19 protein-coding genes are annotated in these 24,971 nt (G+C 72.4%); 12 read left to right on the forward strand and 7 right to left on the reverse strand.

All coding sequences use genetic code 11. The features are described 5' to 3' along the window. The first annotated feature begins 66 nt into the window (after nt 1–66). The 3 genes from MHO01S_RS13310 to MHO01S_RS13320 all read left to right on the forward strand — a co-directional run bounded on the left by MHO01S_RS13310 (nt 67) and on the right by MHO01S_RS13320 (nt 3,384). Nucleotides 67–1,455, forward strand: a complete 1,389-nt coding sequence (locus tag MHO01S_RS13310) for a DUF6421 family protein (RefSeq protein ID WP_231734823.1) — start codon at nt 67–69, stop codon at nt 1,453–1,455. Beyond that, nucleotides 1,448–2,119, forward strand: a complete 672-nt coding sequence (locus MHO01S_RS13315; protein ID WP_061782435.1) for an SDR family oxidoreductase — start codon at nt 1,448–1,450, stop codon at nt 2,117–2,119. The genes MHO01S_RS13310 and MHO01S_RS13315 overlap by 8 nt, the downstream gene beginning before the upstream one ends. A 143-nt stretch (nt 2,120–2,262) precedes the next feature. Beyond that, nucleotides 2,263–3,384: a threonine aldolase family protein gene (locus tag MHO01S_RS13320; protein WP_060958381.1), complete on the forward strand. Its 1,122-nt coding sequence runs from the start codon at nt 2,263–2,265 to the stop codon at nt 3,382–3,384. A 42-nt stretch (nt 3,385–3,426) separates the two neighbouring features. On the opposite strand, the gene MHO01S_RS13325 is transcribed toward MHO01S_RS13320, so the two are convergent. Genes MHO01S_RS13325 through MHO01S_RS13335 form a run of 3 tightly spaced genes read right to left on the reverse strand, consistent with a single transcriptional unit; the run spans nt 3,427 to nt 6,946 of the window. After that, nucleotides 3,427–5,364 carry a M3 family metallopeptidase gene (locus tag MHO01S_RS13325; protein ID WP_060958380.1) on the reverse strand — a complete coding sequence of 646 codons (1,938 nt, stop codon included), beginning with the start codon at nt 5,362–5,364 and terminating at the stop codon, nt 3,427–3,429. Nucleotides 5,365–5,415: 51 nt separating this feature from the next. Next, nucleotides 5,416–6,228, reverse strand: a complete 813-nt coding sequence (locus MHO01S_RS13330; RefSeq protein ID WP_232783938.1) for an AlbA family DNA-binding domain-containing protein — start codon at nt 6,226–6,228, stop codon at nt 5,416–5,418. Between the two features lie 55 nt (nt 6,229–6,283). Continuing rightward, nucleotides 6,284–6,946 (reverse strand): NUDIX hydrolase family protein, encoded by a 663-nt coding sequence (locus tag MHO01S_RS13335; RefSeq protein ID WP_060958379.1) that lies wholly within the window; start codon nt 6,944–6,946, stop codon nt 6,284–6,286. A gap of 117 nt (nt 6,947–7,063) precedes the next feature. Here MHO01S_RS13335 and MHO01S_RS13340 point away from each other — a divergent pair, with 117 nt between their 5' ends. The 4 genes from MHO01S_RS13340 (at nt 7,064) to MHO01S_RS13355 (ending at nt 15,407) form a co-directional block, all read left to right on the forward strand. Continuing rightward, the gene (locus MHO01S_RS13340) at nt 7,064–7,744 is read left to right on the forward strand and encodes an alpha/beta hydrolase (RefSeq protein ID WP_060958378.1); all 681 of its coding nucleotides are present in this window, start codon (nt 7,064–7,066) and stop codon (nt 7,742–7,744) included. Nucleotides 7,745–7,975: 231 nt separating this feature from the next. Continuing rightward, nucleotides 7,976–9,571: an ABC-F family ATP-binding cassette domain-containing protein gene (locus MHO01S_RS13345; protein WP_061782436.1), complete on the forward strand. Its 1,596-nt coding sequence runs from the start codon at nt 7,976–7,978 to the stop codon at nt 9,569–9,571. A 208-nt stretch (nt 9,572–9,779) separates the two neighbouring features. Next, nucleotides 9,780–14,588, forward strand: coding sequence for an ATP-dependent helicase (locus MHO01S_RS13350; protein ID WP_061782437.1), 4,809 nt, complete (start codon nt 9,780–9,782; stop codon nt 14,586–14,588). 45 nt (nt 14,589–14,633) lie between these two features. Next, on the forward strand, nt 14,634–15,407 hold the full coding sequence (locus tag MHO01S_RS13355) for a DNA-formamidopyrimidine glycosylase family protein (protein ID WP_060958375.1): 774 nt from the start codon (nt 14,634–14,636) through the stop codon (nt 15,405–15,407). Between the two features lie 137 nt (nt 15,408–15,544). Here MHO01S_RS13355 and MHO01S_RS16520 read toward each other — a convergent pair whose 3' ends face one another. From MHO01S_RS16520 to MHO01S_RS13370, 3 genes are read right to left on the reverse strand one after another with little or no spacing between them, the layout of a single operon-like run. After that, a complete protein-coding gene (locus tag MHO01S_RS16520; protein ID WP_060958374.1) occupies nt 15,545–16,906 on the reverse strand; it encodes an L-serine ammonia-lyase in 1,362 nt (453 codons plus the stop codon). A 29-nt stretch (nt 16,907–16,935) separates the two neighbouring features. After that, nucleotides 16,936–18,315, reverse strand: coding sequence for a DUF3100 domain-containing protein (locus MHO01S_RS16525; RefSeq protein WP_060958373.1), 1,380 nt, complete (start codon nt 18,313–18,315; stop codon nt 16,936–16,938). 34 nt (nt 18,316–18,349) lie between these two features. Further along, nucleotides 18,350–19,573: an amidohydrolase gene (locus MHO01S_RS13370; protein ID WP_060958404.1), complete on the reverse strand. Its 1,224-nt coding sequence runs from the start codon at nt 19,571–19,573 to the stop codon at nt 18,350–18,352. Between the two features lie 145 nt (nt 19,574–19,718). On the opposite strand from MHO01S_RS13370, the gene MHO01S_RS13375 reads away from it, so the two are divergent. Next, the gene (locus MHO01S_RS13375) at nt 19,719–20,711 is read left to right on the forward strand and encodes an Lrp/AsnC family transcriptional regulator (RefSeq protein ID WP_060958372.1); all 993 of its coding nucleotides are present in this window, start codon (nt 19,719–19,721) and stop codon (nt 20,709–20,711) included. Between the two features lie 115 nt (nt 20,712–20,826). Here the strand turns inward: MHO01S_RS13375 and MHO01S_RS13380 are convergent, their stop codons facing one another. Beyond that, nucleotides 20,827–21,489: a YitT family protein gene (locus MHO01S_RS13380; RefSeq protein ID WP_060958371.1), complete on the reverse strand. Its 663-nt coding sequence runs from the start codon at nt 21,487–21,489 to the stop codon at nt 20,827–20,829. 89 nt (nt 21,490–21,578) lie between these two features. On the opposite strand from MHO01S_RS13380, the gene MHO01S_RS13385 reads away from it, so the two are divergent. The 4 genes from MHO01S_RS13385 to MHO01S_RS13400 are packed head-to-tail and all read left to right on the forward strand — an operon-like array spanning nt 21,579 to nt 24,949. Next, nucleotides 21,579–22,544, forward strand: a complete 966-nt coding sequence (locus tag MHO01S_RS13385; RefSeq protein ID WP_060958370.1) for a phosphodiester glycosidase family protein — start codon at nt 21,579–21,581, stop codon at nt 22,542–22,544. Nucleotides 22,545–22,549: 5 nt separating this feature from the next. Next, nucleotides 22,550–23,704 (forward strand): bifunctional glycosyltransferase family 2/GtrA family protein, encoded by a 1,155-nt coding sequence (locus tag MHO01S_RS13390; protein WP_061782456.1) that lies wholly within the window; start codon nt 22,550–22,552, stop codon nt 23,702–23,704. Nucleotides 23,705–23,743: 39 nt separating this feature from the next. Then, nucleotides 23,744–24,151: a transferase gene (locus MHO01S_RS13395; protein ID WP_061782438.1), complete on the forward strand. Its 408-nt coding sequence runs from the start codon at nt 23,744–23,746 to the stop codon at nt 24,149–24,151. A 51-nt stretch (nt 24,152–24,202) separates the two neighbouring features. After that, a complete protein-coding gene (locus MHO01S_RS13400) occupies nt 24,203–24,949 on the forward strand; it encodes a LysR substrate-binding domain-containing protein (RefSeq protein WP_060958368.1) in 747 nt (248 codons plus the stop codon). The last annotated feature ends 22 nt before the right edge of the window (nt 24,950–24,971 follow it).

Consider the following 24,971-nt stretch of genomic DNA (forward strand, 5'->3'; position numbering starts at 1 on the left):
CGACCGATGGTGCCGCTCGTCGAAGACGACCGACCCATGGTGCCGCTCGTCGAAGACGACCGACCCATGGTGCCGCTCGTCGAAGACGACCGACCGCTCGAGCAGCAGCCCGCCTGGCAGGCGCTGAAGGATGCCGTCGGCCGGCTGCAACCGCTGCAGGCGCAGGACGGCTCGGTTCCCGGCGACGCCGACCGCGCCGTCGCCGCCGACCTCATCGACACCATCGCCGCCGGCATCCGCACCCTCGCGCCGCTGTTCCCGCACGACGCCGACTACCTCTCAGCCTGCGTCGTCGACCTCCGCCGGTGGGCGGACGCCGGCTTCCCCGTGCCGGACTTCCTCGACTCGCTGGTCGCCTTCCAGCCCCAGCGTGCCCGTGTGGATGGCCTCCGCCACCTCGTCGTGTTCCCGATGTACACGCAGAACGGGTCGCGCGACCGGCACCTCGAGGCCGTGCTCTGCGAGGTGATCTGGCCGGAGTTCATCGGCGAGCTGGAGCAGACCTACACCAACGGCCTGTTCGTCTCGCTGCGGCTGATCGACTTCACCTCCGGCTACGACACCGATTCCGCCGTGCTCTTCCCCGAGACGGTGGCGATGCGCGAGATCCCCTCGTTCACGTGGGGGGCGATCTTCCAGGACCGCGAGGCCGCACGCTTCCGGCGGGTAGTGGCCGCGGCATCCGAGATCACCAAGCTCGACGTGCCGGACGGCGTCGCCCGGATGCTCGCCGATCAGGGCCTCACCGAGCGGACGTTCGTCATGTGGGACCTCATCCACGACCGCAGCCACATGCGCGGCGACCTGCCGTTCGACCCGTTCATGATCAAGCAGCGCATGCCCTACTTCCTCTACACGCTCGAGGAGTTGCGCTGCGACCTCACGGCGTACCGGGAATGCGTGGGCATCGCCGCGCGACTGTCGGCACGCGCGGCGGACGGTCACCCGCTGACGGATGCCGAGACGGCCATGCTCGACCACGCGCGCCTGGTGCAGTACGCCGTGATCTTCGATCGGATCTTCCGGTTCGCGATCACCGGCTCGCGCGTGCGCAACTACGACGGCCTCGGCGGCCAGCTGCTGTTCGCCTGGCTGCATCGGCGCGGGGTGCTGCACTGGACCGACACCGCGCTCGCCTTCGACTGGGACGGGGTGCCGGACGCCGTCATCGCCCTCAGCGACGCGATCGACCGCCTGTACTGGGAGTCGATCGACCGCCCCAAGGTCGCCCACTGGCTCGCGGCCTACGACCTGGTGCGCAGCGTCGTGACCTCGCATCCGGCCTCGACCTGGGCGCGCGGCCTGCCCGACGACGTGCTCGCCGGCGCGCCGAAGGGGTACACCGACGCGGTGCTCGACGACGAGTTCCCGCTCTCGATGTTCTTCGAGGCGCTCGACAAGAAGATGCAGGGCGTCATCGCCTCGACGGCGGGCATCACGGGTCGCGATGGGTGACGGGGTCCGCGGGCGCACGGTCGTGATCGCGGGTGCCACGAGCGCGAGCGGGCGCGCGGCGGTGCGCGCGCTCCGGGGCGCCGGGGCGGTCGCGATCGCCGTGGGCCGCGACGACGCGAAGCTCGCCGGGCTGCGCGATCTCGGCGCGCGGCCCGCGGTGTGCGATCTGACCGACGAGGCCGAGGTGGGCGCGTTCGCGGCGGCGCTCCGCGCCGACGGGACGCCGGTGGACGGCATCCTGCACCTCGTCGGCGGATGGCGCGGCGGCGGCGGGCTTCCGGGCCAGAGCGACGCCGATTACCGCGCGCTCGAGGCCGGACTGACCGCCCAGCGGCACGTCACCCGCGCTTTCTGGGGCGACCTGATCGCCTCGGATGCCGCGCGGGTCGCGATCGTCTCCTCGACCGCGGTCGCGCGCCCGCTGGCGGGGGGCGCCAACTACGCCGCCGTCAAGGCGGCGGAGGAGGCGTGGGCGCGGGCGATGGCCCAGGGGTTCGCTGCGGATGCCCGCGGCGCGCACCGCGCGCCGGCGGCGGCATCCACGATCTTCCGGGTGCGCGCGCTCGAGGGCCGGGAGGAGGAGCTCGCGGCGGCGTTCCTCGGCCTCTGGGACCGGGGAGCGGACGAGGTCAACGACGCCGTCATCACCCTCGGCCCGGGCTGAACTCCTCCATCGCACGCCCCTGGCCGCCGGACGCGGCCCCGTCGCCCCATACGCCCGCCTCGATGGAGGAGTTCGGGCCAGGGGGCGGCGAACCGCGGTCTGCGACGTCGCGGACTCGCGCCCCCGAACTAGATTGGATACCCGTGACCACTCTGCATGACACGACCGCCCGCGGCTTCGCCAGCGACAACTACTCCGGCGTCCACCCCGAGATCCTCGAGGCGATCGCCGCGGCGAACCACGGCCACCAGATCGCCTACGGCGAAGACGCCTACACGATCCGTCTGCAGGAGGTCTTCCGCCGCCACTTCGGCGAATCCGCCGAGGCGTTCCCCGTCTTCAACGGCACCGGCGCCAACGTGGTGGGCCTGCAGTCGATGCTCCCCCGCTGGGGCGCCGTGATCGCGGCATCCACCGCCCACATCAACGTCGACGAGGGCGGTGCGCCCGAGCGGGTGGCCGGGATCAAGATCCTGAACGTCCCCACCCGCGACGGCAAGCTCACCCCCGAGCTCGTCGACCGCGAGGCCTGGGGGTGGGGCGACGAGCACCGCGCCCAGCCGCTGGTGGTCTCCATCACCCAGTCGACCGAGCTCGGCACGCTGTACACCCCCGACGAGATCCGCGCCCTCGCAGACCACGCCCACGCCCACGGCATGCGCCTGCACCTCGACGGCGCCCGGATCTCCAACGCCGCCGCCGCCCTCGACGTCCCGCTGCGCGCCTTCACGACCGACGCCGGCGTGGACGTGCTGAGCTTCGGCGGCACGAAGAACGGCGCGCTCGGCGGCGAGGCGGTCGTCGTCCTGAACCCGGATGCCGCGGAGGGCCTGCTCTTCCTGCGCAAGCTCAACATGCAGCTCGCCTCGAAGATGCGCTTCATCTCCGCTCAGCTGGTCGCGCTGCTGGAGGGCGACCTGTACCTGCGCAACGCCCGGCACGCCAACGCGATGGCCCAGCGCCTGCGCGCCGGCGTCGAGGCGGGCATCGCGGACGGGTCGATCACCGGGGTGGGCTTCAGCCAGCCGACGCAGGCCAACGGGGTCTTCGCGACCCTGCCCGACGGCATCGCCGACGCGCTGCGCGAGAGCTTCCGCTTCTACGACTGGGGGCCCGCCGGCGGAGGCTCGACGGAGCGCGACGGCGATCCGTCGAGTGCCGGTGGGGAGGATGCCGCGAGGAACGAGGTCCGCTGGATGTGCTCGTTCGACACGTCGGAGGACGACGTCGACGCGTTCGTCGCGGAGCTCGCGCGCCTCACCTGATCCCGTCGCGGCCGGGCTCTCACCGCCTCATCCGCGGAGCGGTCACGCCCCGGCGAGCCACTCCCGGTACGCATCGAACGCGTACGGACGCCCGAGGAAGGCCTCGACGAGCGCGGTCGCGTCGCGGCGTCCCCCGGGCTCGAGGATCTCGCGCCGATAGCGGGTCGCGGCCTCGGCATCCATCAGATCGCCCCCGAACCCCGAGAGCAGGTCGCGGGCGATCACGAGGCTCCACTGATACGTGTAGTAGCAGGCGCCGTATCCCGTCAGATGGCCGAAACCGGCGTACGGATGCCGGCCCCGCAGCGGCTGGACGGGACTCGTCGAGGCGTACCAGTGCTCCGTCGCGGCCTGCAGATCGGCCGGTCGATCGACGTGCAGGTGGTACGACACGTTGGCGTGACCGAGCTGGCGCCGCACCTCCAGCGCACGGCCGAAGCCGTCGGCGACGCGCATCTTGGCGACCAGATCGGCCGGAATGGGCTGCCCGTCGGCGTCGGCGGTGAAAGAGGCGAGGACCTCGGCATCCCAGGCCCACTCCTCGAGGAGCTGGCTGGGTGCCTCGACGAAGTCCCACTCGGTCGCGACGCCGGAGAAGCGGACGAAACGCTGATCGCCGCCGAGGATGTCGTGCACGAGGTGGCCGAACTCGTGGAAGAAGGTGACGACCTCGTCGTGCGTCATCAGCCCGCGCGAGAAGTTGCACAGCAGCACGGCCTCGGGGAGCACCCGTCCGGTCACCCCCGGGGCGAGCGGGAAGCACGCGGCGTGGTTGTACTTGCCGTCGCGCGGATGCAGGTCGAGGTGGATGCGGCCGAGCCGCGCCCCGGCACGCACGACGTCGTAGGAGCGGACGTCGTGGTGCCAGGTGGGCACGTCGACCGGCACGTACTCGACGTCGAGCAGCCGCGACGTGGTCGCCAGGACGCCCGGCAGCACGCGGTCGAACGAGAAGTACGAGCGCACGAGCTGCGCATCGACGTCGTGCCGCTCGCGGCGCAGGGCGCTCAGCAGGTAGAAGAAGTCGGCGATGGTCACCTCGGTGGCGGCGGGGTCGTCGCGCTGGAGCCGCGCGAGGAGCACGGGATACTCCGCCGCGGCGGCCGCCGCCGAGGCCTCGTCGAGGCGCGCGAGGAACTCCGCGATGGCCGCGCTGCCGCCGTCCGGGCGACCGGCGCCGATCATCCGCGTCTCGGTCTCGAAGTCCGCCCAGTCGCCATACCCGAGCAGCTGCGCCCGCTCCGCCCGCACGGCGAGCAGCTCCCCGAGGACGGCGTCGTTCTCGGGCCAGGCGAGGTCGTTGTACGCCTCGACGAGCGCGGTGCGCGTGGCCCGGTCCGTCGCGTATTCCCGTACGGGCATGAGGTCGGTGTACTCGGTGGTGAGCACGACGAGGCCGTCGTCGCCGACGGGGTGGTCGTCGATGAAGTCCTGCGGCAGGCCGGCGAGCCCCGCGGGCGGCACCCGGATCTCGCGCCGTCCGTCGCGCACGTTGCGCGAGAACTCCAGGCTGAGCTGCGTGTCGCGGTCGGTGAGCTCCCGCACGCGCTCCCGCTCCGCGTCGGGAAGGGCGACGCCGCCGCGCCGGAAGTCGCGTCGCAGGTGGTCGAGCAGCCGGCGCTGATCGGCGTCGAGACCGTCGTCCGGCAGGTCCGCGAACGCGGCGAAGAGGCGGTCGTCGAGCAGTCGCGCGGCCGACAGGGCCTCCAGCGCCTGCACCTGCTCCTCCGCGGCGGCGCGCACCGCGGCATCCGGATGCGCCTCGCTGAGCAGATACGCCTCGCTCGTGGCCTGCCGCAGGGCGAGGTCGGCGTCGTTCCACAGCTCCAGGCGTGTCGCGGCGTCGAGGTCGTCGTCCGCCGCGGCGAGGCGTGCGTCGAGGTCGGCGACGAGGGCGACGGCGGCGGCCGGGCGGGCGGACGCGAAGGCGCTCCAGCCCGGGGCGTCGGTCGGGAAGGCGAGGGGCTCGATCGCGGTCATGCTCCGAGCCTACGACGGCGCGCCGAGGGCTCGAGGGCGACGGCTGTCGGTTCAGCGGCGCCCGAACAGGGTGTCGGCCACGGTCGGGCGGAAATGCCGGGCGACGTAGGTGAGCGCCTCGTCCACACCGAAGGCGCGCGTCGAGTTGCCGACCCGCACCCAGAGCTCCTTCGCGGCGCCCTGGGTCACGAAGACGGGCTCGGCGGCGCGCGGACACCGCACGGCGCAGACCGTGCGCCCCTCGACCTCTGCGAAGCGGATGCGGGGCATGGCGGCGGCGTTCTTGCCGAGGCTCGCCGCCAGCATGTCGCGCAACCACAGCTCGAAGCGGTCGGCGTCGGGGGTGCGCAGCGTCGCGAAGTCGCGGTCGAGGCCGTGGACGCGGCCGTCGTCGTCGACGCCGATCACGAGGGTGCCGCCGGCACTGTTCAGGAACGCGGCGACGGTCTTGGCCACGACCTGTTCCATGCGGGCGTCCTTCTTGTCGTCACGGACGTTCCAGCGCGCCGTCTCCTTGAACTCGACCTGCTCGCTCTCGCCCTTCTCGAGCAGCGCGGCGACGTCGATGGCACCGTCGCGGCGCACGATCGCGGCGATGCCGGCGACGACGAAGGACAGTCCCAGGCTCGTTCCCGCGGCCAGCAGCAGCGATGTCGGCATCCACAGTCGCAGCCCGAAGAAGAACCAGCCCGCGAGGAACAGCCCGAGGCTCACCCCGAGCAGGGAGACGATCGTCATGACCGACAGCGGCAGGGAGAGGCGGGCGCCGAAGATGCGGCGGAGCACCCACGCGATGACGAAGGAGAGCAGCAGCGCGAGCGGGAGGGCGCCGGCGAAGTCGACCAGCATCTCGCTGCGGGGCACGGTGATCACCTCTGAATCGGGGCGGGGGCGGGGTGAGGGTGAGACGGGCGGTGCGTCAGCGCAGAGCGCCGACGCTCGCCAGCGCCAGACGGATGAGGGTCGAGCGGCCGCCCTCCATCTCGGCCGCCAACGACTCCGACGACGCCTCTTCCGGGGTCATCCAGGTGACCTCCAGCGCGTCCTGACGCGGCTCGCAGGTGCCCGTCACGGGGATGACGAAGGCGAGGGAGACCGCATGCTGGCGATCGTCGTGGAAGGCGCTGACGCCCGGCAGCGGGAAGTACTCCGCCACCGTGAACGGCACGGGCTGCGGCGGAAGCTGCGGGAACGCCATGGGGCCGAGGTCGTTCTCGAGGTGGCGGAACAGGGCGTCGCGCACCGTCTCGCCGTAGCGGACGCGCCCCGAGACGATCGAGCGGGTGATCTCCCCCAGCGGCGTCGCGCGCAGCAGCACGCCCACCTGCGTGACCGCGCCGACGCCGTCGGTGCGCACCGGAACGGCCTCCACGTACAGGATGGGCAGTCGCCGACGCGCCTCGGCCAGCTCGATGTCGGTCAGCCACCCCGGGTTGGCGGCGCTGCCCGGCGTGGGCGAGCCGAACGAGCCGTCGCCCATCGGGTGGCCCGGACGCCCGCCGCCGAAGCCGCGGAGCGGATCGCGGGGGGTCCCGTCGTCGTCGCGTTCGTTCGGATCGGGGTCGGGGGTTCGAACGGCCATGCCTCATGTATACCCGCACCTCCGGTCGCCCCGTGTCCGCGACGCCCGTCGACGCCGGCGGTCGGGTGCCCCCGCGAGCACGGCCGCGGTGTCGGCGGGGACTGAGAGGATGTCGGTATGAGCGCGATCGCGATCGATGACGACGCCGTCCTGTGGTCGGCGCCCACCGCCGAGCGCGCGGGCCGACCGCTGCTGCTGCTCCTGCACGGGTACGGCTCCGACGAGCGCGACCTGTTCGGTCTGGTCCCGTTCCTGCCCGATGCGTATGTGTTCGCGGCCGTGCGCGCACCGCTGTCTCCGCCGTTTCCGGCGCCGGGCTGGTCCTGGTACCCCATCGAAGGTCTCGACGGCCGCTCGAGCGGGGCGGTGACCGACGCCGCCGAGGCGCTGATCGCGTGGGTGGAGGCGGCGACGGATGCCGAGACCATCGGCATGCTCGGGTTCTCGCAGGGCGCGGCCGTCGCCCTGCAAGCCCTCCGGCTGCGGCCCGAGCGGTTCGCGTTCGCCGTCAATCTCGCGGGATACGTCGACCCGTCGCCGCTGCCCGCCGACGCACGGCTGGCCGAGCGGCGCCCCCCGGTGTTCTGGGGACGCGGCGCCCGCGACGAGGTGATCCCGCCCGCCGCCGTCGCCCACACCGTCCAGTGGCTCCCCGAGCACGTCGAGCTCAGCGGTCGGGTCTACACGGGACTCACTCACAGCGTGTCGCAGGAGGAGCTCGACGACGTCCGCGTTTTCCTCCAGAAGCGCCTCGACGACGTCGCCGCCGGCCGCCCTGGCGAGGGCGCCGCGGGCTGAGGTAGGCTGTCCGGGTTCCTGTCCCGAGTGTGAGGAAGACCGTTGAAGGGTTTCGACGCCGCGCTGTGATCCCGCGCTGAGCCGTCGACCCTCCGTCCCTCCTCGGACACCGGGTTCTCCGACGCGTCGGCGCATCCTTCCGCGCCGGCCGTCGACCCTCCCGTCGTCCCGGGAACGGTGTCGTGCGCGCCTGCGCCCCGACATCGTTCACGACATCGACAGGAGGCTCCCATGCCCCACCCCTCACCCGCGGTCGTCCTCGACCGCCTCACCTTCGCCTGGCCCGACGGCACGATCGCCGTGGATGACGTCTCCGGCGCGTTCGGCACCGGCCGCACCGGGCTCATCGGACGAAACGGCACCGGCAAGTCCACCCTGCTCGCACTCATCGCGGGACGGCTCGTCCCGGCATCCGGCGCCGTCGTCCGCACCGGCGCCGTCGAGATGCTGGCCCAGCGGCTCGACCCCCGGACGCGCGTCGCGGACGTGCTCGGCGTGGCCGGCGCCCTCGACGCCGTCCGCGCGATCGGCGCCGGCGACGTCGATCAGCGTCACTTCGACACGGTCGGCGACGACTGGGATGTCGAGGCGCGCGCCGTGGCCGCCCTCGCCGAGGCCGGCCTGCCGCCCGACGCGCTGGATCGTCGCGTGGGAGAGCTCTCCGGCGGCGAGGCGATGCTGGCGGCGATCGTCGGCATCCGACTGCGCGGCGCCCCGATCGCTCTGCTCGACGAGCCCACCAACAACCTCGACCGCGACGCCCGCGTCCACGTCCACGAGCTGGTGCGGGGCTGGCGCGGGACACTCATCGTGGTCAGCCACGACACCGCGCTGCTGGATCTCATGGACGACACGGCGGAGCTCTACGACAACGAGCTGACGACGTTCGGTGGACCCTACTCGCACTGGCGCGCTGCGCACGAGGCGGAGCAGGCGGCGGCGCGGGAGGCCGAGGCGGCGGCGCGTCAGCACGTGCGGCGCGAGAAGCGCGACCGCATCCATCAGGAACAGGTGCTCGCGACGCGGGCCGCGGTCGGCAGGAAGGCGTCGATGGACAAACGCGCGCCGAAGATCGTCATGGGTGGGAAGAAGCGTGCCGCCCAGGTCTCGGCCGGCCGCCTCCGCGTGGAGGCGCGAGGGAAGGAGGAGGACGCCCGCGCCGCGCTCGACGTCGCGGAGCGTCGCGTCCGCGACGACGAGTCCGTGCACATCGACCTGCCCGACCCGCGGGTGGCCTCCGGCCGCCGCATCGCGACGATCCGCGATGCGGAGCGGTCGTGGACGGTGCAGGGGCCGGAGCGGGTGGCCCTGGTCGGTCCGAACGGCGCCGGCAAGACGACGCTGCTGGAGCGCCTCGTCGGCGACGGTCGTGGCACCCCGACCGACGTGGATGCCGTGGCCCACACCGACCGGATCGGCTACCTCTCGCAGCGCGTCGACGGCCTGGACGACGACGCGTCGCCGCTGGCCAACCTGCGGCGCGCGGCGCCCGGGGTCGGCGACGTCGAGCTGCGCAACCGCCTCGCACGGTTCCTCCTGCGCGGCGACACGGTGCTCCGGCCGGTGGCGGCACTGTCGGGCGGCGAACGGTTCCGGCTGGCGCTGGCCTGCCTGGTGATGGCCGACCCGCCGCCCCAGCTGCTGGTGCTCGACGAGCCGACGAACAACCTCGATCTCGACACCGTCGATCAGCTCGTCGCGGCGCTGGCCGCGTTCCGCGGCGCCGTGCTGGTCGTCAGCCACGACGACGGCTTCCTGCGCCGCATCGAGCCCGACCTCGTCCTCGAACTGCGCGACGGCCGGCTCGCCGAGTCTGTGGTGGGCTGAGCGGGTGAGCTGGGGCCGCCCGGGTGGCACGGCTGGTCGAGCCCGGCCGGTCGAGCCGGCCCGGACGGCCGTATTCAGTCTCCCCGGGTGCCGCAGCGGCGCCGGACCGCAGGATTCCGGGCCCGCCACCGCCCGATGACGCCGCGGAGACTGAATACGGAACACGCGCCGCACCCCGCGTGTCGGGGGTCCGCGGGATGATGGATCGATGGCCGATGTGCTGGAGCGGTTCGGTCCTGCGACCCAGGACTGGTTCCGTGGCGCCTTCGCCCAGCCGACGACCGCGCAGACCGGGGCATGGGAGGCGATCTCGGCCGGCAAGCACGCCCTCGTGGTCGCCCCCACCGGCTCGGGCAAGACCCTGTCGGCGTTCCTGTGGGCCATCGACCGGGTGTTCCGGGAGAAGGCCACTGCCCCGGCCGACGGTACGGCCCCCGTCGACGCCGCGCCCGCCGGGGCGGCCAGAAAGAGGCCGCCGAAGAAGGATGCCGCGGGCACGCGCATCCTCTACATCTCGCCGCTGAAGGCCCTCGGCGTCGATGTGGAGCGCAATCTCCGCTCGCCGCTGGTGGGCATCGGCCAGGCCGCGCGCCGTCTCGGCATCCCGTTGCCGGAGGTGACCGTCGGCGTGCGCTCGGGCGACACACCCGCCGCCGACCGCCGCAAGCTCGTCACCGATCCGCCCGACATCCTCATCACGACACCCGAGTCGCTCTATCTGATGCTCACCTCTCAGGCGGCCGAGACCCTGCGCGACGTGCACACCGTGATCGTCGACGAGGTGCACGCCGTCGCGGCCACCAAGCGGGGCGCCCACCTGGCGGTGAGCCTCGAACGGCTCGACGCCCTGCGCCGCGGCGACGATCCGGATCGTCCTGCCGCGCAGCGGGTGGGACTGTCGGCGACGGTGCGCCCGATCGACGAGGTGGCGCGCTTCCTGGGCGGCTCCGCCCCGGTCGAGATCGTCGCTCCGCGCGCCACGAAGGCGTTCGATCTGCGCGTCGTCGTGCCGATGTCGGACATGCTCAACCCCCCGCCCCCGCCGCAGCACCGCCCGGATGACGACGCCGAGGGTGAGACGGCGGCGGATGCCGAGGGTGACGGCGACTGGTTCGCGCCGTCGCCGCCCACGGAGATCACCGGATCGGTGTGGCCCCATGTGGAGGAGGCGATCGTCGACCGGGTGCTCGCGCACCGCTCGACGATCGTGTTCGCGAACTCGCGGCGGCTCGCGGAACGACTGACCGGGCGCCTCAACGAGATCTACGCGGAACGCCTCGGCCTCGAGCTGCCCGATGCGACGGTTCCCGCTCAGACGATGGCGCAGGCGGGCGCGAGCGCCGGCGCCCCTCCGGAGCTCGCGAAGGCCCACCACGGCTCGGTGTCGAAGGAGCAGCGCGCGCAGGTCGAAGACGAGCTGAAGCGCGGCATCCTGCGCTGCGTTGTCGCGACGAGCTCGCTCGAGCTCGGCATCGACATGGGCGAGGTCGACCTCGTCATCCAGGTGGAGGCACCGCCGTCGGCGGCGTCCGGACTGCAGCGCGTCGGCCGCGCCGGACACCAGGTGGGCGAGGTGAGCCGCGCCGCGCTGTTCCCGAAGCACCGCGGCGACGTCCTGCACACCGCGGTGGTCACCGAGCGGATGCTGGCGGGGCAGATCGAGGCCATCGCCGTGCCGCAGAACCCGCTCGACATCCTCGCCCAGCAGACGATCGCGGCCTGCGCCGTCGGCCCGGTCGACGTCGAGGGCTGGTTCGAGACCGTGCGCCGTTCGGCGCCGTTTCGGACCCTCCCGCGCTCGGCATACGAGGCCACACTCGACCTGCTCGCGGGCAAGTATCCCTCCGACGAGTTCGCGGAGCTGCGCCCGCGCGTCGTCTGGGACCGCGATCACGGCACCCTGACGGCGCGCCCCGGTGCGCAACGCGTCGCCGTGACGAGCGGCGGCACCATCCCCGACCGGGGCCTGTTCGGGGTGTTCGTCGCCGGCGAGACCCGCAACGCACGCGTCGGCGAGCTCGACGAGGAGATGGTCTACGAGTCGCGGGTGGGCGACGTGTTCACCCTCGGCACCACGAGCTGGCGGATCGTCGAGATCACCCATGATCGCGTCAACGTGCTGCCCGCGTTCGGCCAGCCGGGAAAGCTGCCGTTCTGGCACGGCGACGGCCTCGGACGGCCCGCCGAGCTGGGCGAGGCGCTGGGGCGTTTCTCCCGCGAGGTCGCCGCCGCGGGCTCCGAGAAGGCCACCGCACGACTTCGCGAATCGGGGCTCGACGACAACGCCATCGGCAACCTGCTGGCCTATCTCGACGAGCAGAAGGAGGCGACGGGCAGCCTCCCCACCGACCGCACCCTGACGGTCGAGCGTTCCCGCGACGAGGTCGGCGACTGGCGCATCATCCTGCATTCCCCGTACGGCATGCACGTCCACGCGCCCTGGGCTCTCGCCGTCAACGCACGCATCCGCGAGCGGCTCGGCGTGGAGGGGTCGGCGGTCGCGAGCGACGACGGCATCATCGCGCGCGTGCCGGATGCCGAGAGCGAGCCGCCGGGAGCCGACCTGTTCGTCTTCGAACCCGACGAGCTGGAACGGCTCGTGACCGACGAGGTGGGCGGCTCGGCGCTGTTCGCCTCACGCTTCCGCGAGTGCGCCGCCCGCGCCCTGCTGCTGCCCCGCCTCAACCCCAACAAGCGCTCGCCACTGTGGCAGCAGCGGCAGAAGTCCGCGCAGCTGCTGGAGGTCGCAAAGAACCACCCCACCTTCCCGATCATCCTGGAGACGCTGCGCGAGGTGCTCCAGGACGTCTACGACCTGCCCGCCCTGCTGCGCATCGCGCGGTCGATCGGCGACCGGCGCATCCGCCTCGTGGAGACCACGACCAGCCAGCCGTCGCCGTTCGCACGCGATCTGCTGTTCGGATATGTCGGCGCGTTCATGTACGAGGGCGACTCGCCGCTGGCCGAGCGCCGGGCCGCCGCGCTCTCGGTGGATCCCGCACTGCTCGGCGAACTGCTCGGCAAGGTCGAGATGCGGGAGCTCCTCGACCCCGCCGTGATCGCGCAGTTCGAGCGCGAGGCGCAGCGGCTCGATCCGTCGCGCCGCGTGCGCGGCGTGGAAGGGGTGGCCGACCTGCTGCGCCTGCTCGGGCCCCTGGATGCCGCGGAGGTCGCGGCCCGCCTCGAGGCCCCCGACGTCGCGCCGGCCGCCGCCGGGGACGAGACGGATCCGGCCGCGGACGCTGCTGCGACGGCCGCGGATCCGGCTGTGGCACAGGCCGTGGCGGCGTCCCTGCTCGGGGAGCTGATCGACGCGCGTCGCGCGATCCGCGTCACGGTCGGCGGCGTCGAGCGCGTCGCCGCCATCGAGGATGCGGGCCGGCTCCGCGACGCTCTCGGAGCGGCGCTTCCCGTCGGCATCCCCCTCGCCTTCCTCGAGCCCGTCGCCGACCCGCTCGCCGACCTCGTCGCCCGCCACGCCCGCACCCATGGCCCGTTCCGGACCGCGGACGTCGCCGGGCGCCTCGGCGTCGGCACGGCGGTCGCGCGGCAGACGCTGCAACGCCTGGAGTCGCAGGGGCGCGTGTCGGCGGGCTTCTTCCTGCCCGACGCCGCCGCCACCACCGACGGACGCGCCCCCGCGGACGACCTGGAGTGGTGCGACAGCGAGGTGCTGCGACGCCTGCGGCTGCGATCCTTGGCGGCCATCCGCGGCACGGTCGAGCCCGTCGCCCCGGAGTCGTACGCGCGGTTCCTGCCCGCCTGGCAGCACGTGGCCGGGTCGGCCGGCGGCCGTCCGATGGAGGGCGTCGACGGAGTGCTCGCCGCGATCGAGCAGCTCGCGGGCGTCCCCCTCCCGGCGAGCGCGTGGGAGTCGCTCGTGCTGCCCGCGCGGGTGAGCGACTACACGCCCGCGATGCTCGACGAGCTCACCTCGACGGGCGAGGTCGTCTGGTCGGGGCACGGCTCGCTGCCGGGGCGCGACGGGTGGATCGCGTTGCACCCGATCGACGCCGTGCCGCTCACCCTCGCCCTGCCCGACGACCCCGAGCCGCCCACGGAACTGGAGCAGCGGATCCTCGACGCGCTCGGCGCGGGCGGCGCCTTCTTCGCCGGCCAGCTCGCCGGCATGACGTCCGCCCTCAGCGAGCAGGCAGTCGTCGAGGCGCTGTGGAACCTGACGTGGACCGGACGGGTGACGAACGACACCTTCGCGCCGGTGCGCGGCCTGCTCGCCGGCGGATCGCAGGCGCATCGCACGACGCGGCGCACGCCGCGGGCGCGGATGTTCCGGGGCACCTCGATCGCAGCGACCGTCACGGCGCCGCGGGCGGGACCCCCGCGCTCTCCCCTCGTGGGCGGCCGGTGGTCGCTGCTGCCGCAGCCGTCCGCCGACGCCGCGCTTCGCGCTGCGGCATCCGCGAGCCTGCTGCTGGAGCGCTACGGCGTGGTCACGCGCGGGGCGGTGCAGGCGGAGGGGGTGCCCGGCGGCTTCGCGCAGACCTACCGTGTGCTGGCGGGTTTCGAGGATGCGGGCCACTGCCGTCGCGGATACTTCATCGAGAAGCTCGGGGCGGCCCAGTTCGCGGCATCCGCCACCGTCGACCGCCTGCGCGAGTACGCCGCGCTGCCCGATCCCGCGCCGCTGCGGGCGGTGACGCTCGCCGCGACCGATCCCGCCAACCCCTACGGCGCCGCGCTCGCGTGGCCGGCGCTGGAGGCGGTCGCGCACCGGCCGGGACGCAAGGCGGGAGGACTCGTGACGCTCGTCGACGGCGCCCTCGTGCTCTATCTCGAACGCGGCGGACGTTCGGCGCTCGTGTTCAGCGATGACGACGACGTGCTCGCCGCCGCCGCCGCCAGTCTCGTCGACACGGCGCGACGCCGGCACCTCGACACCCTGACCGTCGAGCAGGTGTCGGGCGCGTTCGTCTACGGCACGCCCGCCGGACGGGCGCTGCAGACCGCGGGCTTCGTCGAGTCCAGCCGTGGCCTGACCCTGCGGCGGCAGCGGTGACCCGCGGGGGCGCCGGAAGCGGCCGCGCGATCCACGGAGGGGCGCATGCCTGAGGGCGACACCGTGTTCCGCACCGCCCGACGGCTGCACGAGGCGCTCGCGGGCGCCGAGGTGACCCGCTTCGACCTGCGCGTGCCGCGGTACGCCACGGCCGACTTGACGGGTGAGCTCGTGCACGAGGTCGTGCCGCGGGGCAAGCACCTGCTGATGCGCATCGGCGGCTTCACCCTGCACTCGCACCTCAAGATGGAGGGCCGCTGGCTCGTGTTCCGCCGCGGCGAGCGGTGGCGCTCCCCCGCCTTCCAGGCGCGCGCCATCGTCGGCACCGCGCAGGTGGATGCCGTGGGCTTCGAGATCGCGATGGTCGACCTCGTCCCCACCAGCGAGGAGGACGCCCTCGTCGGCCAACTCGGTCCCGACCTGCTCGGCCCCGACTGGGACCCGGCCGAAGCGGCGCGCCGCCTCTCCGCCGATGGGAGGCCCGTGCACGTGGCGGTCCTCGATCAGCGAAATCTCGCCGGGCTCGGCAACGAGTACGCCAACGAGCTGCTTTTCGTCCGCGGCATCCTGCCGACGACGCCGGCCGCCGACGTGGATGTCGCGGGTCTGGTGGACACCGCCGCGCGGATGATCACCGCCAACCGGGACCGACCATCGCGGACCTTCACCGGTGACACCCGACCGGGTCGGCAGAACTGGGTCTATCGGCGCGAGCGCAAGCCCTGCCGGCGGTGCGGCACGCCCATCCGCCGCACCGAGCTGGGCGCGACCGAGACGAGCGAGCGCATCGTCTTCTGGTGCCCCGTCTGCCAGACGTGACCGCGGCGTCCACCGAGGACGCCGCAGAATCGGAGCGTCGCACCGCATTCGGATGCCGCGGCATCCACCCTCCGCATCCGTTGCAGGGCACCGAATCCGCGACCGGCGCCGGCACCGACTCCGCGGGCGGCGCGGGCTCAGCACTCCACGACGTTGACGGCCAGGCCCGCCTCGCTGGTCTCCTTGTAGCGAGCAGACATGTCTGCGCCGGTCTGCCGCATCGTCTCGATGACGGTGTCGAGGGTGACGACGTGCGTTCCGTCGCCCAGCAGCGCGAGGCGTGACGCAGTGAGGGCGGTCGCCGCGGCGACCGCATTGCGCTCGATACAGGGGATCTGCACGAGGCCTCCGACCGGGTCGCAGGTCATGCCGAGGTGATGCTCCATCGCGATCTCGGCGGCGTTCTCGATCTGCGCGGGTGTGCCCCCGCGGATGGCGGTGAGACCCGCCGCCGCCATGGCGCAGGCGCTCCCCACTTCCGCTTGGCACCCCGCCTCGGCGCCGGAGATCGATGCGTTCGCCTTGATGATCGATCCGACGGCGGTGGCCGTCAACAAGAAGACGCGGACCTCCGCGCGGTCGAATCCGCCCGCGCGGCACGCGTGATACATCACCGCAGGGAGAACGCCCGCCGCGCCGTTGGTCGGTGCGGTCACCACACGTCCGCCGGCGGCGTTCTCCTCGTTGACGGCCATCGCGTAGAGCGACAGCGCCTCGGACGTCTCCGCCGGATCGCCGGTCGACGCCAGGCGCGCCCACGCCGCCGCGGCGCGTCGGGGCACAGCGAGCCGTCCCGGCAGCACCCCGCGAGCATTCAACCCGCGCTCCACACAGGCGCGCATCTCCTGCCAGATGAGATCGAGGCCGGCGGCGGCGCGATCCGCACCGCGCAGCGCGACCTCATCGGCCCAGGCGACCTCGGCGATCGTCCGACCGTCGAGGGCGGCGAGCAACTCGGTCATCGTGCGGTACCGCGACGGAAGCATCCCCGCGAGGCCGTCGTCGCCGACCGATTCTGGAACGTTCTCGTCGGGCCCGGACTCCCCGACGCGTCGCACGAAGCCGCCGCCGATCGACAGGTAGGTCTCCGAGGCGAGCTCGCCGTCGCCGTCGAACGCGGTCAGGGTGAGGGCATTGGGGTGACCGTGATGGCGCTCGCGGGGAGCGAAGGCGATGTCACCCTCGGCGAGAGCGACCCGGCCGATGCGCACGTCCTCCCCCGCGCACAGGCGTGCCCACTCACCGTGCACGTGCGCCGGGTCGACGGTCTCCGGGCGCAGGCCCCGTAGACCCGCGATGACGGCGTCGGGGGTCCCATGGCCGACGCCCGTCGCCGCCAGGGAGCCGTGGAGCCGACAGACGAACCGGGTCACCCGCTCTCGGATTCCCGCGCTCTCTAGGCCGTCGACGAAGGCGAGCGCAGCACGCATGGGCCCCACGGTGTGCGAGCTCGACGGACCGATCCCCAGGGAGAAGAGATCGAGCGCGGAGACGTACACTCCGCGCTCGATCTCCGGCGACGCGCCTCTCAATGGCCCCACAGGCCCAGCGCGAACTCGGCGACGACGGCCGAGAGGAGGAACGAGGCGGTGATCGACACGATGCCGACCGGGATGATCTTCCACCCGATACTGCGAAGCATCGGCAGGTCCTTGCCCAGACTGAGACCCGCGATCGTGAGCATCACCGTGATCAGTGCGAGGAAGTCGACGGATGCCGCGGCTCCCGTGACCCAGGACGCGATCGGGGAGAGAGGCGAGGTCAGCAGGGCGCCTGCGGTCATCACGACGATGATGGCGGGGACCTTGCCTCGTGTGATCCGTGCCGCACCGAGCCCCGCGAGCACGAGGATCGTCAACATCGCGTACGTGATGACCGTGTTCACCGACAGCGACCTCGCGGCGATGGCTGCGACGACCAGGCCGGCGGCGGAGATGATCAGCACCGACAGCCACAAGGGCACCCGCACGGTGGGCGGGTGGACCGTGGCCGCTTCGATCGTCGGAAGGTCGGCGGTCGGCAGCGTCCCCTGCGGTGAGCGCGGCCGACGGCCCGGGAGGAGGGCGTCCTTGTCCCGTGTCAGCGCCTTGTACAGGCGGTCGGCGAGGGGGAGGGACACCCAGACGCCGATGTAGAGGCCGAGGATCCCGGTGATGAGGTTGGAGGTGGCCGCCAGCGCCAGCACCTGGTCCTGCATCTCCGGGTGTGCGGAGACGATGACCGATGCCGCCGCCGCCATCATCGATCCGGAGCCGACACCCGCCCCCATCGCCAGCGCAAGCGGATCGAACAGGCCGAGAGACGCCGCCAACGAGGCGATGAGGCTGACGATGACAGCACCGAAGATCGTGCCGAACACGTACATCGACAGCACACCGCGGTACTGCGGCGAGTCGGATCCGTAACGCTCGCTCACCATCGCGAACGACCCCTCGCGGTCGATGGAGAACGTCGCCCCGACCGTCGCCGGGCCCATGCGCAGCAGGACCGCGAGCGGGAGAGCGAGCGCGATCGTGCCGAAGAGGTGGCCGAGTTCCTGGAGCAGCAGCGCCGGGCCGGCTTGCAGGAGAAGGGGGATGTTGGGACCGATCGTGAACGACATGCGCGCGACGAGGAACAGCACCGCCACGCCCATCACGACCGTGGCGGCCTGCTGCAGGTCGATCGGGAAGGGCTTGAGACGCTGCCCGGACACGATCGTGCCCGCGAGGATCCCCCAGATCATGGGCAGCAGCGTGATGGAGGCGATGCCGAGGGGGATGACGACGGGACCGATCGCCTGTGCGCCGGCGGCGATCGCGACGACACATGCGAGCAGCATCCACACGCGGCGGTCGCGGAGGGTGAGGACGGCGACGGCGCGTGCCGTCGAGACGGGCGTGGCCGCACGGGCCTGATTGGTGGTCATGGCATCTTCTCCGGTGGGGCCTGTCGCTGCGCGATCAGGCTTCGAGCGTGATCCGAGTCGCCCCGGCGGGGCGAGCGGCGGTGCGCCTGTGGAGCTCGGCGCGGAGGTTCTGGTCGCAGGCGACGTCGAGCGCCGTCCAGGCCAGGAGCAGAGCGCCGTCGACGACGGCGTCGTCGGCGGCCGGGCTGACCGCCGCCACGGCGAAGTCCGGGTTGTGCGGCACGGCCGTCTCGCCGAGGAAGGCGATGGTCGGATGGATGGACGGGACGACCTGCGAGACGTTTCCCATGTCCGTCGAACCGCCACCGGCAGGGGCATCCCCGATGATGCGCCCGCGGGCGATCAGATTGCGGTCCCACACGTCCGCCAGCGCGGCATCGGGCGTCAAAGGCGCATACGGATGCTCCGTCGGGCGCCATTCCCAGCGGCAGCCCGTGGCGATCGCCGCCCCCTCGAAGCAGGCCAGCACTTTGTTCTTCATGTCGCGCCAGACCTCGATGTCGTAGGCACGCAGCTCGACCTGGAGCACCGAACGCTCCGCGATGATGTTCGTCGCCTCACCGCCCATCGACACGAACATGTTCATGTTCGTGTCCGCCGGAAGCTGCTGGCGCAGCAGGGCGGCGGCGGTCTGTGCCAGCGTCGCTGCCGCCGCCGCGTTGATGCCCCGTTCCGGAGCGCCGGCGGCATGGGCAGCGAGACCGTGGAACTCCACCTCGAACCGATCCACCGCGGTGGAGCGGAACGCGGAGGCGGAGATGTCACCTCCGGTCATGCCGTGGACCATCATCGAGAAGTCGACGTCCTCCCAGGCTCCGCGTGTGAGCATCGCGACCTTGCCCCCACCGTGCTCCTCCGCAGGGGTGCCGAGCAGCTTGATGCGCAGGCCCACCGAAGCGGCCAGGGGTGCGAGCAGCAGCGCGGCGCCCGCTCCTGCGGCGGCGATGACGTTGTGTCCGCAGGCGTGGCCGATCCCCGGCAGGGCGTCGTACTCGGCGCAGAGGGCGAGGGTGAGATCCCCCTCCCCGTACGTCGCTTCGAAGGCCGTGTCGAGACCGTAGGCCTCTCGGCGGACATCGAACCCCTCTGACTCGAGGAGGTCGGCGATGCGGGCGGCCGACCGGTGCTCCTGCCACGAAAGCTCGGGATCCGCGTGGACGGCGTGACTCAACGCGACGAGTTGCGCTCTGCGACGATCGACCTCGTCGGTGGCGCGGTCTTTCAATGCGTCGACGTCGGCGGCGAGCCGGGGCTGCATGGTGGTCACCGGTTGTCCTCTCGTGGGCGGATGCCGATGATTGTGCAGACAGTCATGTCACTGTTTTGTAAACTCTCGCGAATTCTGCGCAGAAGCCGGCTTCGGTGCGGGATAACCGGTGCATCCTGTGTCTAGGAGGACCACGATGACGTCCACGCGGCTCGACGACACCGACCTGCGACTGCTGCATGCGCTGCAGATCGAACCGCGCGCTCCCTGGAGCGATCTCGCTTCGGCCGTCGGCGCCGACGCGGGGACCTTGGCGAGACGCTGGGCGCGATTGAGCGCAGAGGGCATCGCGTGGGTCACCGGCCACGCGATCCGGGGGCAGCTCGCGCTGCTGGAGGTCGAAGTCGAGCTATCCCAGCTGAACGCCGTCGCCAATGGGCTCCAGAATGACCCTTTCGTCGTCGTCCTCGACCATGCGTCGGGCTCTCGTGACCTTCTCGCTCTGGTCCAGGCCCCTGATCTGGGGGCCCTGTCCACCTACGCTCTGACGAGGCTGGGCGGGCTGGACGGCATCCGATCGGTGCGCACACACCTGGCCAACGAAGTCCTCATCGACGCATCGCGGTGGCGTCTGCGCGCGCTCGAACCCGAGGAGGCCGGCCGCATCCGACCGCCTCGGCCGCCGCGCCCGCGCGCCAGCCGCCACGTCCCCGACGAGTTGCGCACCGCACTGGCGCGGGAGCTGTGGCACGACGGACGGATGAGTGTCGCCGAGCTGAGCACGCGCACCGGGTTCGCCGCTCAGCGCATCGCGGACGCCATCGCGACGCTGCGCGCGAGCGGGGAGCTCACCTTCCGCGTCGACCTCGCCCGCGGCTACACGGGCTGGCCGATCTACACGTGGTACTTCGTCGAAGCACCCGCGCGCGTCATCGAAGCGGCGCGAACCGCGATCACCAGCGTGCCGGAGGTCCGACTGGCGATGACGGCCGCCAGCCGCTACAACCTCATCCTTGCGGTGTGGCTTCGCAATCTCGCCGACGTCAACCGCTTCGAGATGGCCCTCGAGACAGCCCTGCAGGGGTCCAGGATCGCGGATCGCGCCGTCGTGCTGCGCATCGCGAAGCAGATGGGGCGAATGGTCAGCCCCGACACCCGGGCAAGCGGCCCCTCCGCACCGCCGGCGTAACCACCAGAATCGGACCACGATCACAGAATCGGATGCCGCGGCCCCCACCCTCCGCATCCGTGATCACTCTCCGCATCTGCTGAAGCGCGGCGACGGCGACACGCCGGCGCGCGGGTCAGCGACCGAGGTAGCGGCCGGGTCGATGGTTCAGGGCCAGCACCAGGTTGAGGAGCACCGCGCCGGCGGCGCTCATCAGCACGTTCTGCCACGGGACGACCAGCAGCGCGAGCGCGACGATCAGCACGTCGAAGATCATCATCGTCCAGCCCGCCCGGAAGCCCGTGCGGTCCTGGATCTCCAGCCCGATGATGTTGATGCCGCCGACGCTCGCGCGATGGCGGAAGAGGATGAGCACCCCCACGCCCGCCAGCAGGTTGCCGGCGAGGGTGCCGTAGAGCGGCTGCAACCCCTCGATGGGGAAGAGGGCGTCGTGCAGCGGCGCGAACGCCGACACGAGCGCGATGGAGATCACCGTGCGGATCGTGAAGTCCCAGCCCCGGCGCCAGACCGCCAGCAGCGCGAAGGGGAGGTTGACCGCGGCGAACAGCACCCAGAACGGCCAGCCGGTCGCGTAACCGAGGAGCAGCGAGAGGCCGGCCGTGCCGCCGGTCACCGCCTGTGCGGCGTGCAGCAGGTGCAGTCCCGACGAGACGAGGAAGGTCCCGGTGAGCAGGCCGAGGATGTCTTCGCCGACCGAGTGATCCTGCGCCTTGGTGTCGAAGACGAGCGTCGGACCGGTGGTCGGGTCGTCATCTGCGGGAGCGGTCACGGCATCCATCTTCGCAACATCCGCGGGGCGCGACGTTCATAGCCGCCGCGTAGCCGCCGCCAAGGGGGCGCCTACCGCGAACGCCGAGGGTGGTCCTCATGAAAAAGCGTGTCAAGCACTCCCTCATCGCCGGTGGGGTCGCGGTCCTGCTCGCCGCGGGGGGCGGGACGGCCTGGGCACTCGACCGGTTCGTCGTCCCCCACGTCGTCGTCTCGGACGTCGCCGCCTACGAGGCGGCGCAGAACGGGACGGCCTCGGCATCCCCCACGGCATCGGCGTCCGCCGACGCGACGAGCACGGCCTCGACGCCCGTCGTCACCGCCACCACCTACACCTCCGACGACGCGGCGATCTCGATCAGCACGCACACCCAGGGCACCGGGGACGCCACGGTCACGTACTACGTCGCCGACATCACGCTGAGCGACGCGACCGCGCTGCGCAGCGCCTTCGCGAACAACCAGTTCGGCGAGAACATCACGGCCCTCGTGAGCGAGACGGCGACCGCCAACGGGGCGGTGTTCGCCGTCAACGGCGACTACTACGGCTTCCGCGACTCGGGGATCGTCATCCGCAACGGCGTCGTCTTCCGCGACGACGGCGCACGCGAGGGCCTCGTCTTCTACAAGGACGGCACGGCGGCGGTGTACGACGAGACGCAGACCTCGGCCGCGGAGCTGCTCGCCGACGGGGCGTGGAACACGTTGAGCTTCGGTCCCGCGCTGGTGGAGGACGGCGCGGTCGTCTCCGGCATCGACGACGTCGAGATCGACACCAACATCGGCAACCATTCGATCCAGGGCGAGCAGCCCCGCACGGCGATCGGCGTCATCGACGAGAACCACATCGTGATCGTGGTGGTCGACGGGCGCAGTCCGGGCTACAGCGCGGGCGTCACGATGAGCGGACTCGCCGACATCATGGTCTCGCTGGGCGCCACCACGGCGTACAACCTCGACGGGGGCGGGTCGAGCGAGATGTGGTTCAACGGCACGGTCGTCAACAAGCCCTCCAACGGGGGCGAGCGCGCGACGAGCGACATCCTCTACATCGCGGCGGGGTGATCGCGATGCACATCGTCCTGATCCCCGCGTACGAGCCCGATGGCCGTCTCGTCGACGTGATCGCCGCCCTCACCGCCGCGGCGCCCGAGACGCCCGTCCTGGTCGTCGACGACGGCTCGGGTGAGCGGTTCGCCCCGGTGTTCGCGGCCGCCGCGGCGGCCGGCGCCGTCGTGCTCCGGCACGGACGCAACCGCGGAAAGGGCGCGGCGCTGCGCACCGGGTTCGCTCACGCCGCGCGGGCATGGCCGGGCGCGGCGGTGGTGACGGCGGATGCCGACGGCCAGCACACCCCGGCGGACATCCGCCGCGTCGCCGAGGCGGTCGATCCCGGCGGCGTGCGGCGTCCGCGGGAACTCGTCGGCCAGTCCGCCGGCTCCGCCTCCAGCCCGCGGGCCGGCACCCCCGCAGCGACGCCGACGGCGACGACACCGACGGCGGACGACGCGGCCCGCGCACGCACGATCGTGCTCGGGGCCCGCGCCTTCTCCGGGGAGGTGCCGCTGCGCAGCCGCGTCGGCAACGGCACCACCCGCTGGGCCTTCCGCCTGGCGACCGGGCAGCGGCTGCGCGACACCCAGACGGGACTGCGGGGGTATCCGGCCGCGACGCTGCCGTGGCTGCAACAGGTTCCCGGCGACCGGTTCGAGTACGAGCTGGCGATGCTGCTGCGCGCCCGCGGCGCCGGGATCGCGCTCGCGGAGGTGCCGATCGAGACCGTCTACCTCGACGGCAACCGCTCCAGCCACTTCCGGCCGGTGGCGGACTCGGTGCGCGTGTACGGCCCGCTGCTGAGGTTCACGGCCTCGGCGCTGCTCGCCTTCGCCATCGACACCGCCGCGCTGCTCGTGCTGGACGCGTTGACCGGGTGGCTGCTCTTCTCGGTGGTCTTCGCACGTCTGTTGAGCGCCAGCGTGAACTTCGCCGTCAACCGCTCGTTCGTGTTCGGTCGCGCCCGGTCGCTTCCCACGCGCACGACGGCGCTGCGCTACTTCTCGCTCGCGGGGCTGCTGCTGGCGGCGAACTACGGCATCCTCAGCGCCCTGACGGACGCCGGCATCCCCGTCCTGCTCGCGAAGATCGCGACCGAGACGACCCTCTTCGTGGTCAGCTACGGCGTGCAGCGGACGGTCGTGTTCGCCCCGACGCCCGGCCGGGAATGATTCCCGCCCCGACGCGGTTGCGATCACCAGGAGGGATTCGTGGGTAAGAACTACATCGACATCGAAGACGATCGCGGGCAGACGCTCCGCTATCGAAAGCACGTCAACGGCCGCGGCCTGGTCGCGAACGGCGCGAAGGTGCACGCCTCCGCGCTCGTCGAAGCGGGCGCGTATGTCGAACCGGGCGCGCAGATCGCCGCGGGCGCCCACATCGGCCGCGGCGTCTGGATCGAGCCCGACGCGGTCATCGGCCCCGACGCGGAGATCGCCCCGCACGCGCACATCGGATCCGGCGCGGCCATCGGCCCGCGCGCGAAGATCGGTGTCCGCACCGTCGTCGGCGCGCACGCGCGCGTCGCGGGCGGATCGCTCATCGGCGACGACGAGCAGATCGCCGACGGCGAGCGCGTCGCGACCGACCGCCGCGGATTGCGCCTGGCCGCCTGACGCCCGCCCGTCCCGCGTCGTCCGCCGGCCCACCCGGCTACGCTGGCCTGCATGGCAGGCAGTGGTGCGGGACGCGCGAACCGGCGCGGGGGCAGACCCGCCCGCCCGGGTTCGGGGCGCACGTCCGGAGCGCCCGCGGGCGCGGCCAAGAAGCCTCCGCAGAAGCGGACCGCCCCGCCCCCGCCGCCCGTCGAGCCGCACGGCACGTTCCGACTCGGGGCGATCGAGGGCGCGACCCCGGGCACCTGGATCGACCGCTGGCGTGAGCGGATGCCGCGTGTCGCGGTCGACCTGGTACCCCTGGGCATCGCCGATCAGCGTGAGGCGGTCGCCTCGGCATCCGTCGACGCCGCCCTCGTCCGCCTCCCGCTGGATCGCGCGGGGCTGCACGTCATCGAGCTGTACGACGAGGTGCCGGTGGTGGTCTGCGCCGCCGACTCGCATCTGACGGCGGCCGACGAGCTCACGCTGGACGACCTCGACGGCGAGGTCGTCATCGCGCCGCAGCATCCGCCCGTCGAGCTCGCGGTGCCCGGAGCGCTCGTTCCCCGCTTCGCGGCGCCCGAGAGCGTGGGCGAGGCGATCGCGATCGCCGCGTCGGGGGTCGGCGTCGTGATCGTGCCGATGTCGCTCGCGCGGCTACACCACCGCAAGGACGCCACGTTCCGCCCCCTCGTCGGCGGACCGGTGTCGACCGTGGCCCTCGCGTGGCCCGTGTCGGCCGACGGCGACAACGGAGCGCTCGTCGACGCGTTCATCGGGATCGTGCGCGGACGCACCGCCAACTCGTCGCGCTGACGTCGCACGCGGCCGCGTCGCG

The organism is Microbacterium hominis NBRC 15708 (assembly GCF_001592125.1).
Taxonomy (GTDB): Bacteria; Actinomycetota; Actinomycetes; order Actinomycetales; family Microbacteriaceae; genus Microbacterium; species Microbacterium hominis.

Coding starts and splice junctions, on each gene's coding strand:
- MHO01S_RS13325 (WP_060958380.1), bottom strand. CDS start 5,364: ATGACCGCGATCGAGCCCCTCGCCTTCCCGACCGACGCCCCGGGCTGG.
- MHO01S_RS13350 (WP_061782437.1), top strand. CDS start 9,780: ATGGCCGATGTGCTGGAGCGGTTCGGTCCTGCGACCCAGGACTGGTTC.
- MHO01S_RS13375 (WP_060958372.1), top strand. CDS start 19,719: ATGACGTCCACGCGGCTCGACGACACCGACCTGCGACTGCTGCATGCG.
- MHO01S_RS13385 (WP_060958370.1), top strand. CDS start 21,579: ATGAAAAAGCGTGTCAAGCACTCCCTCATCGCCGGTGGGGTCGCGGTC.
- MHO01S_RS13370 (WP_060958404.1), bottom strand. CDS start 19,573: ATGCAGCCCCGGCTCGCCGCCGACGTCGACGCATTGAAAGACCGCGCC.
- MHO01S_RS13345 (WP_061782436.1), top strand. CDS start 7,976: ATGCCCCACCCCTCACCCGCGGTCGTCCTCGACCGCCTCACCTTCGCC.
- MHO01S_RS13355 (WP_060958375.1), top strand. CDS start 14,634: ATGCCTGAGGGCGACACCGTGTTCCGCACCGCCCGACGGCTGCACGAG.
- MHO01S_RS13335 (WP_060958379.1), bottom strand. CDS start 6,946: ATGGCCGTTCGAACCCCCGACCCCGATCCGAACGAACGCGACGACGAC.
- MHO01S_RS13340 (WP_060958378.1), top strand. CDS start 7,064: ATGAGCGCGATCGCGATCGATGACGACGCCGTCCTGTGGTCGGCGCCC.
- MHO01S_RS13380 (WP_060958371.1), bottom strand. CDS start 21,489: ATGGATGCCGTGACCGCTCCCGCAGATGACGACCCGACCACCGGTCCG.
- MHO01S_RS13315 (WP_061782435.1), top strand. CDS start 1,448: ATGGGTGACGGGGTCCGCGGGCGCACGGTCGTGATCGCGGGTGCCACG.
- MHO01S_RS13390 (WP_061782456.1), top strand. CDS start 22,550: ATGCACATCGTCCTGATCCCCGCGTACGAGCCCGATGGCCGTCTCGTC.
- MHO01S_RS13400 (WP_060958368.1), top strand. CDS start 24,203: ATGGCAGGCAGTGGTGCGGGACGCGCGAACCGGCGCGGGGGCAGACCC.
- MHO01S_RS16525 (WP_060958373.1), bottom strand. CDS start 18,315: ATGACCACCAATCAGGCCCGTGCGGCCACGCCCGTCTCGACGGCACGC.
- MHO01S_RS13310 (WP_231734823.1), top strand. CDS start 67: ATGGTGCCGCTCGTCGAAGACGACCGACCGCTCGAGCAGCAGCCCGCC.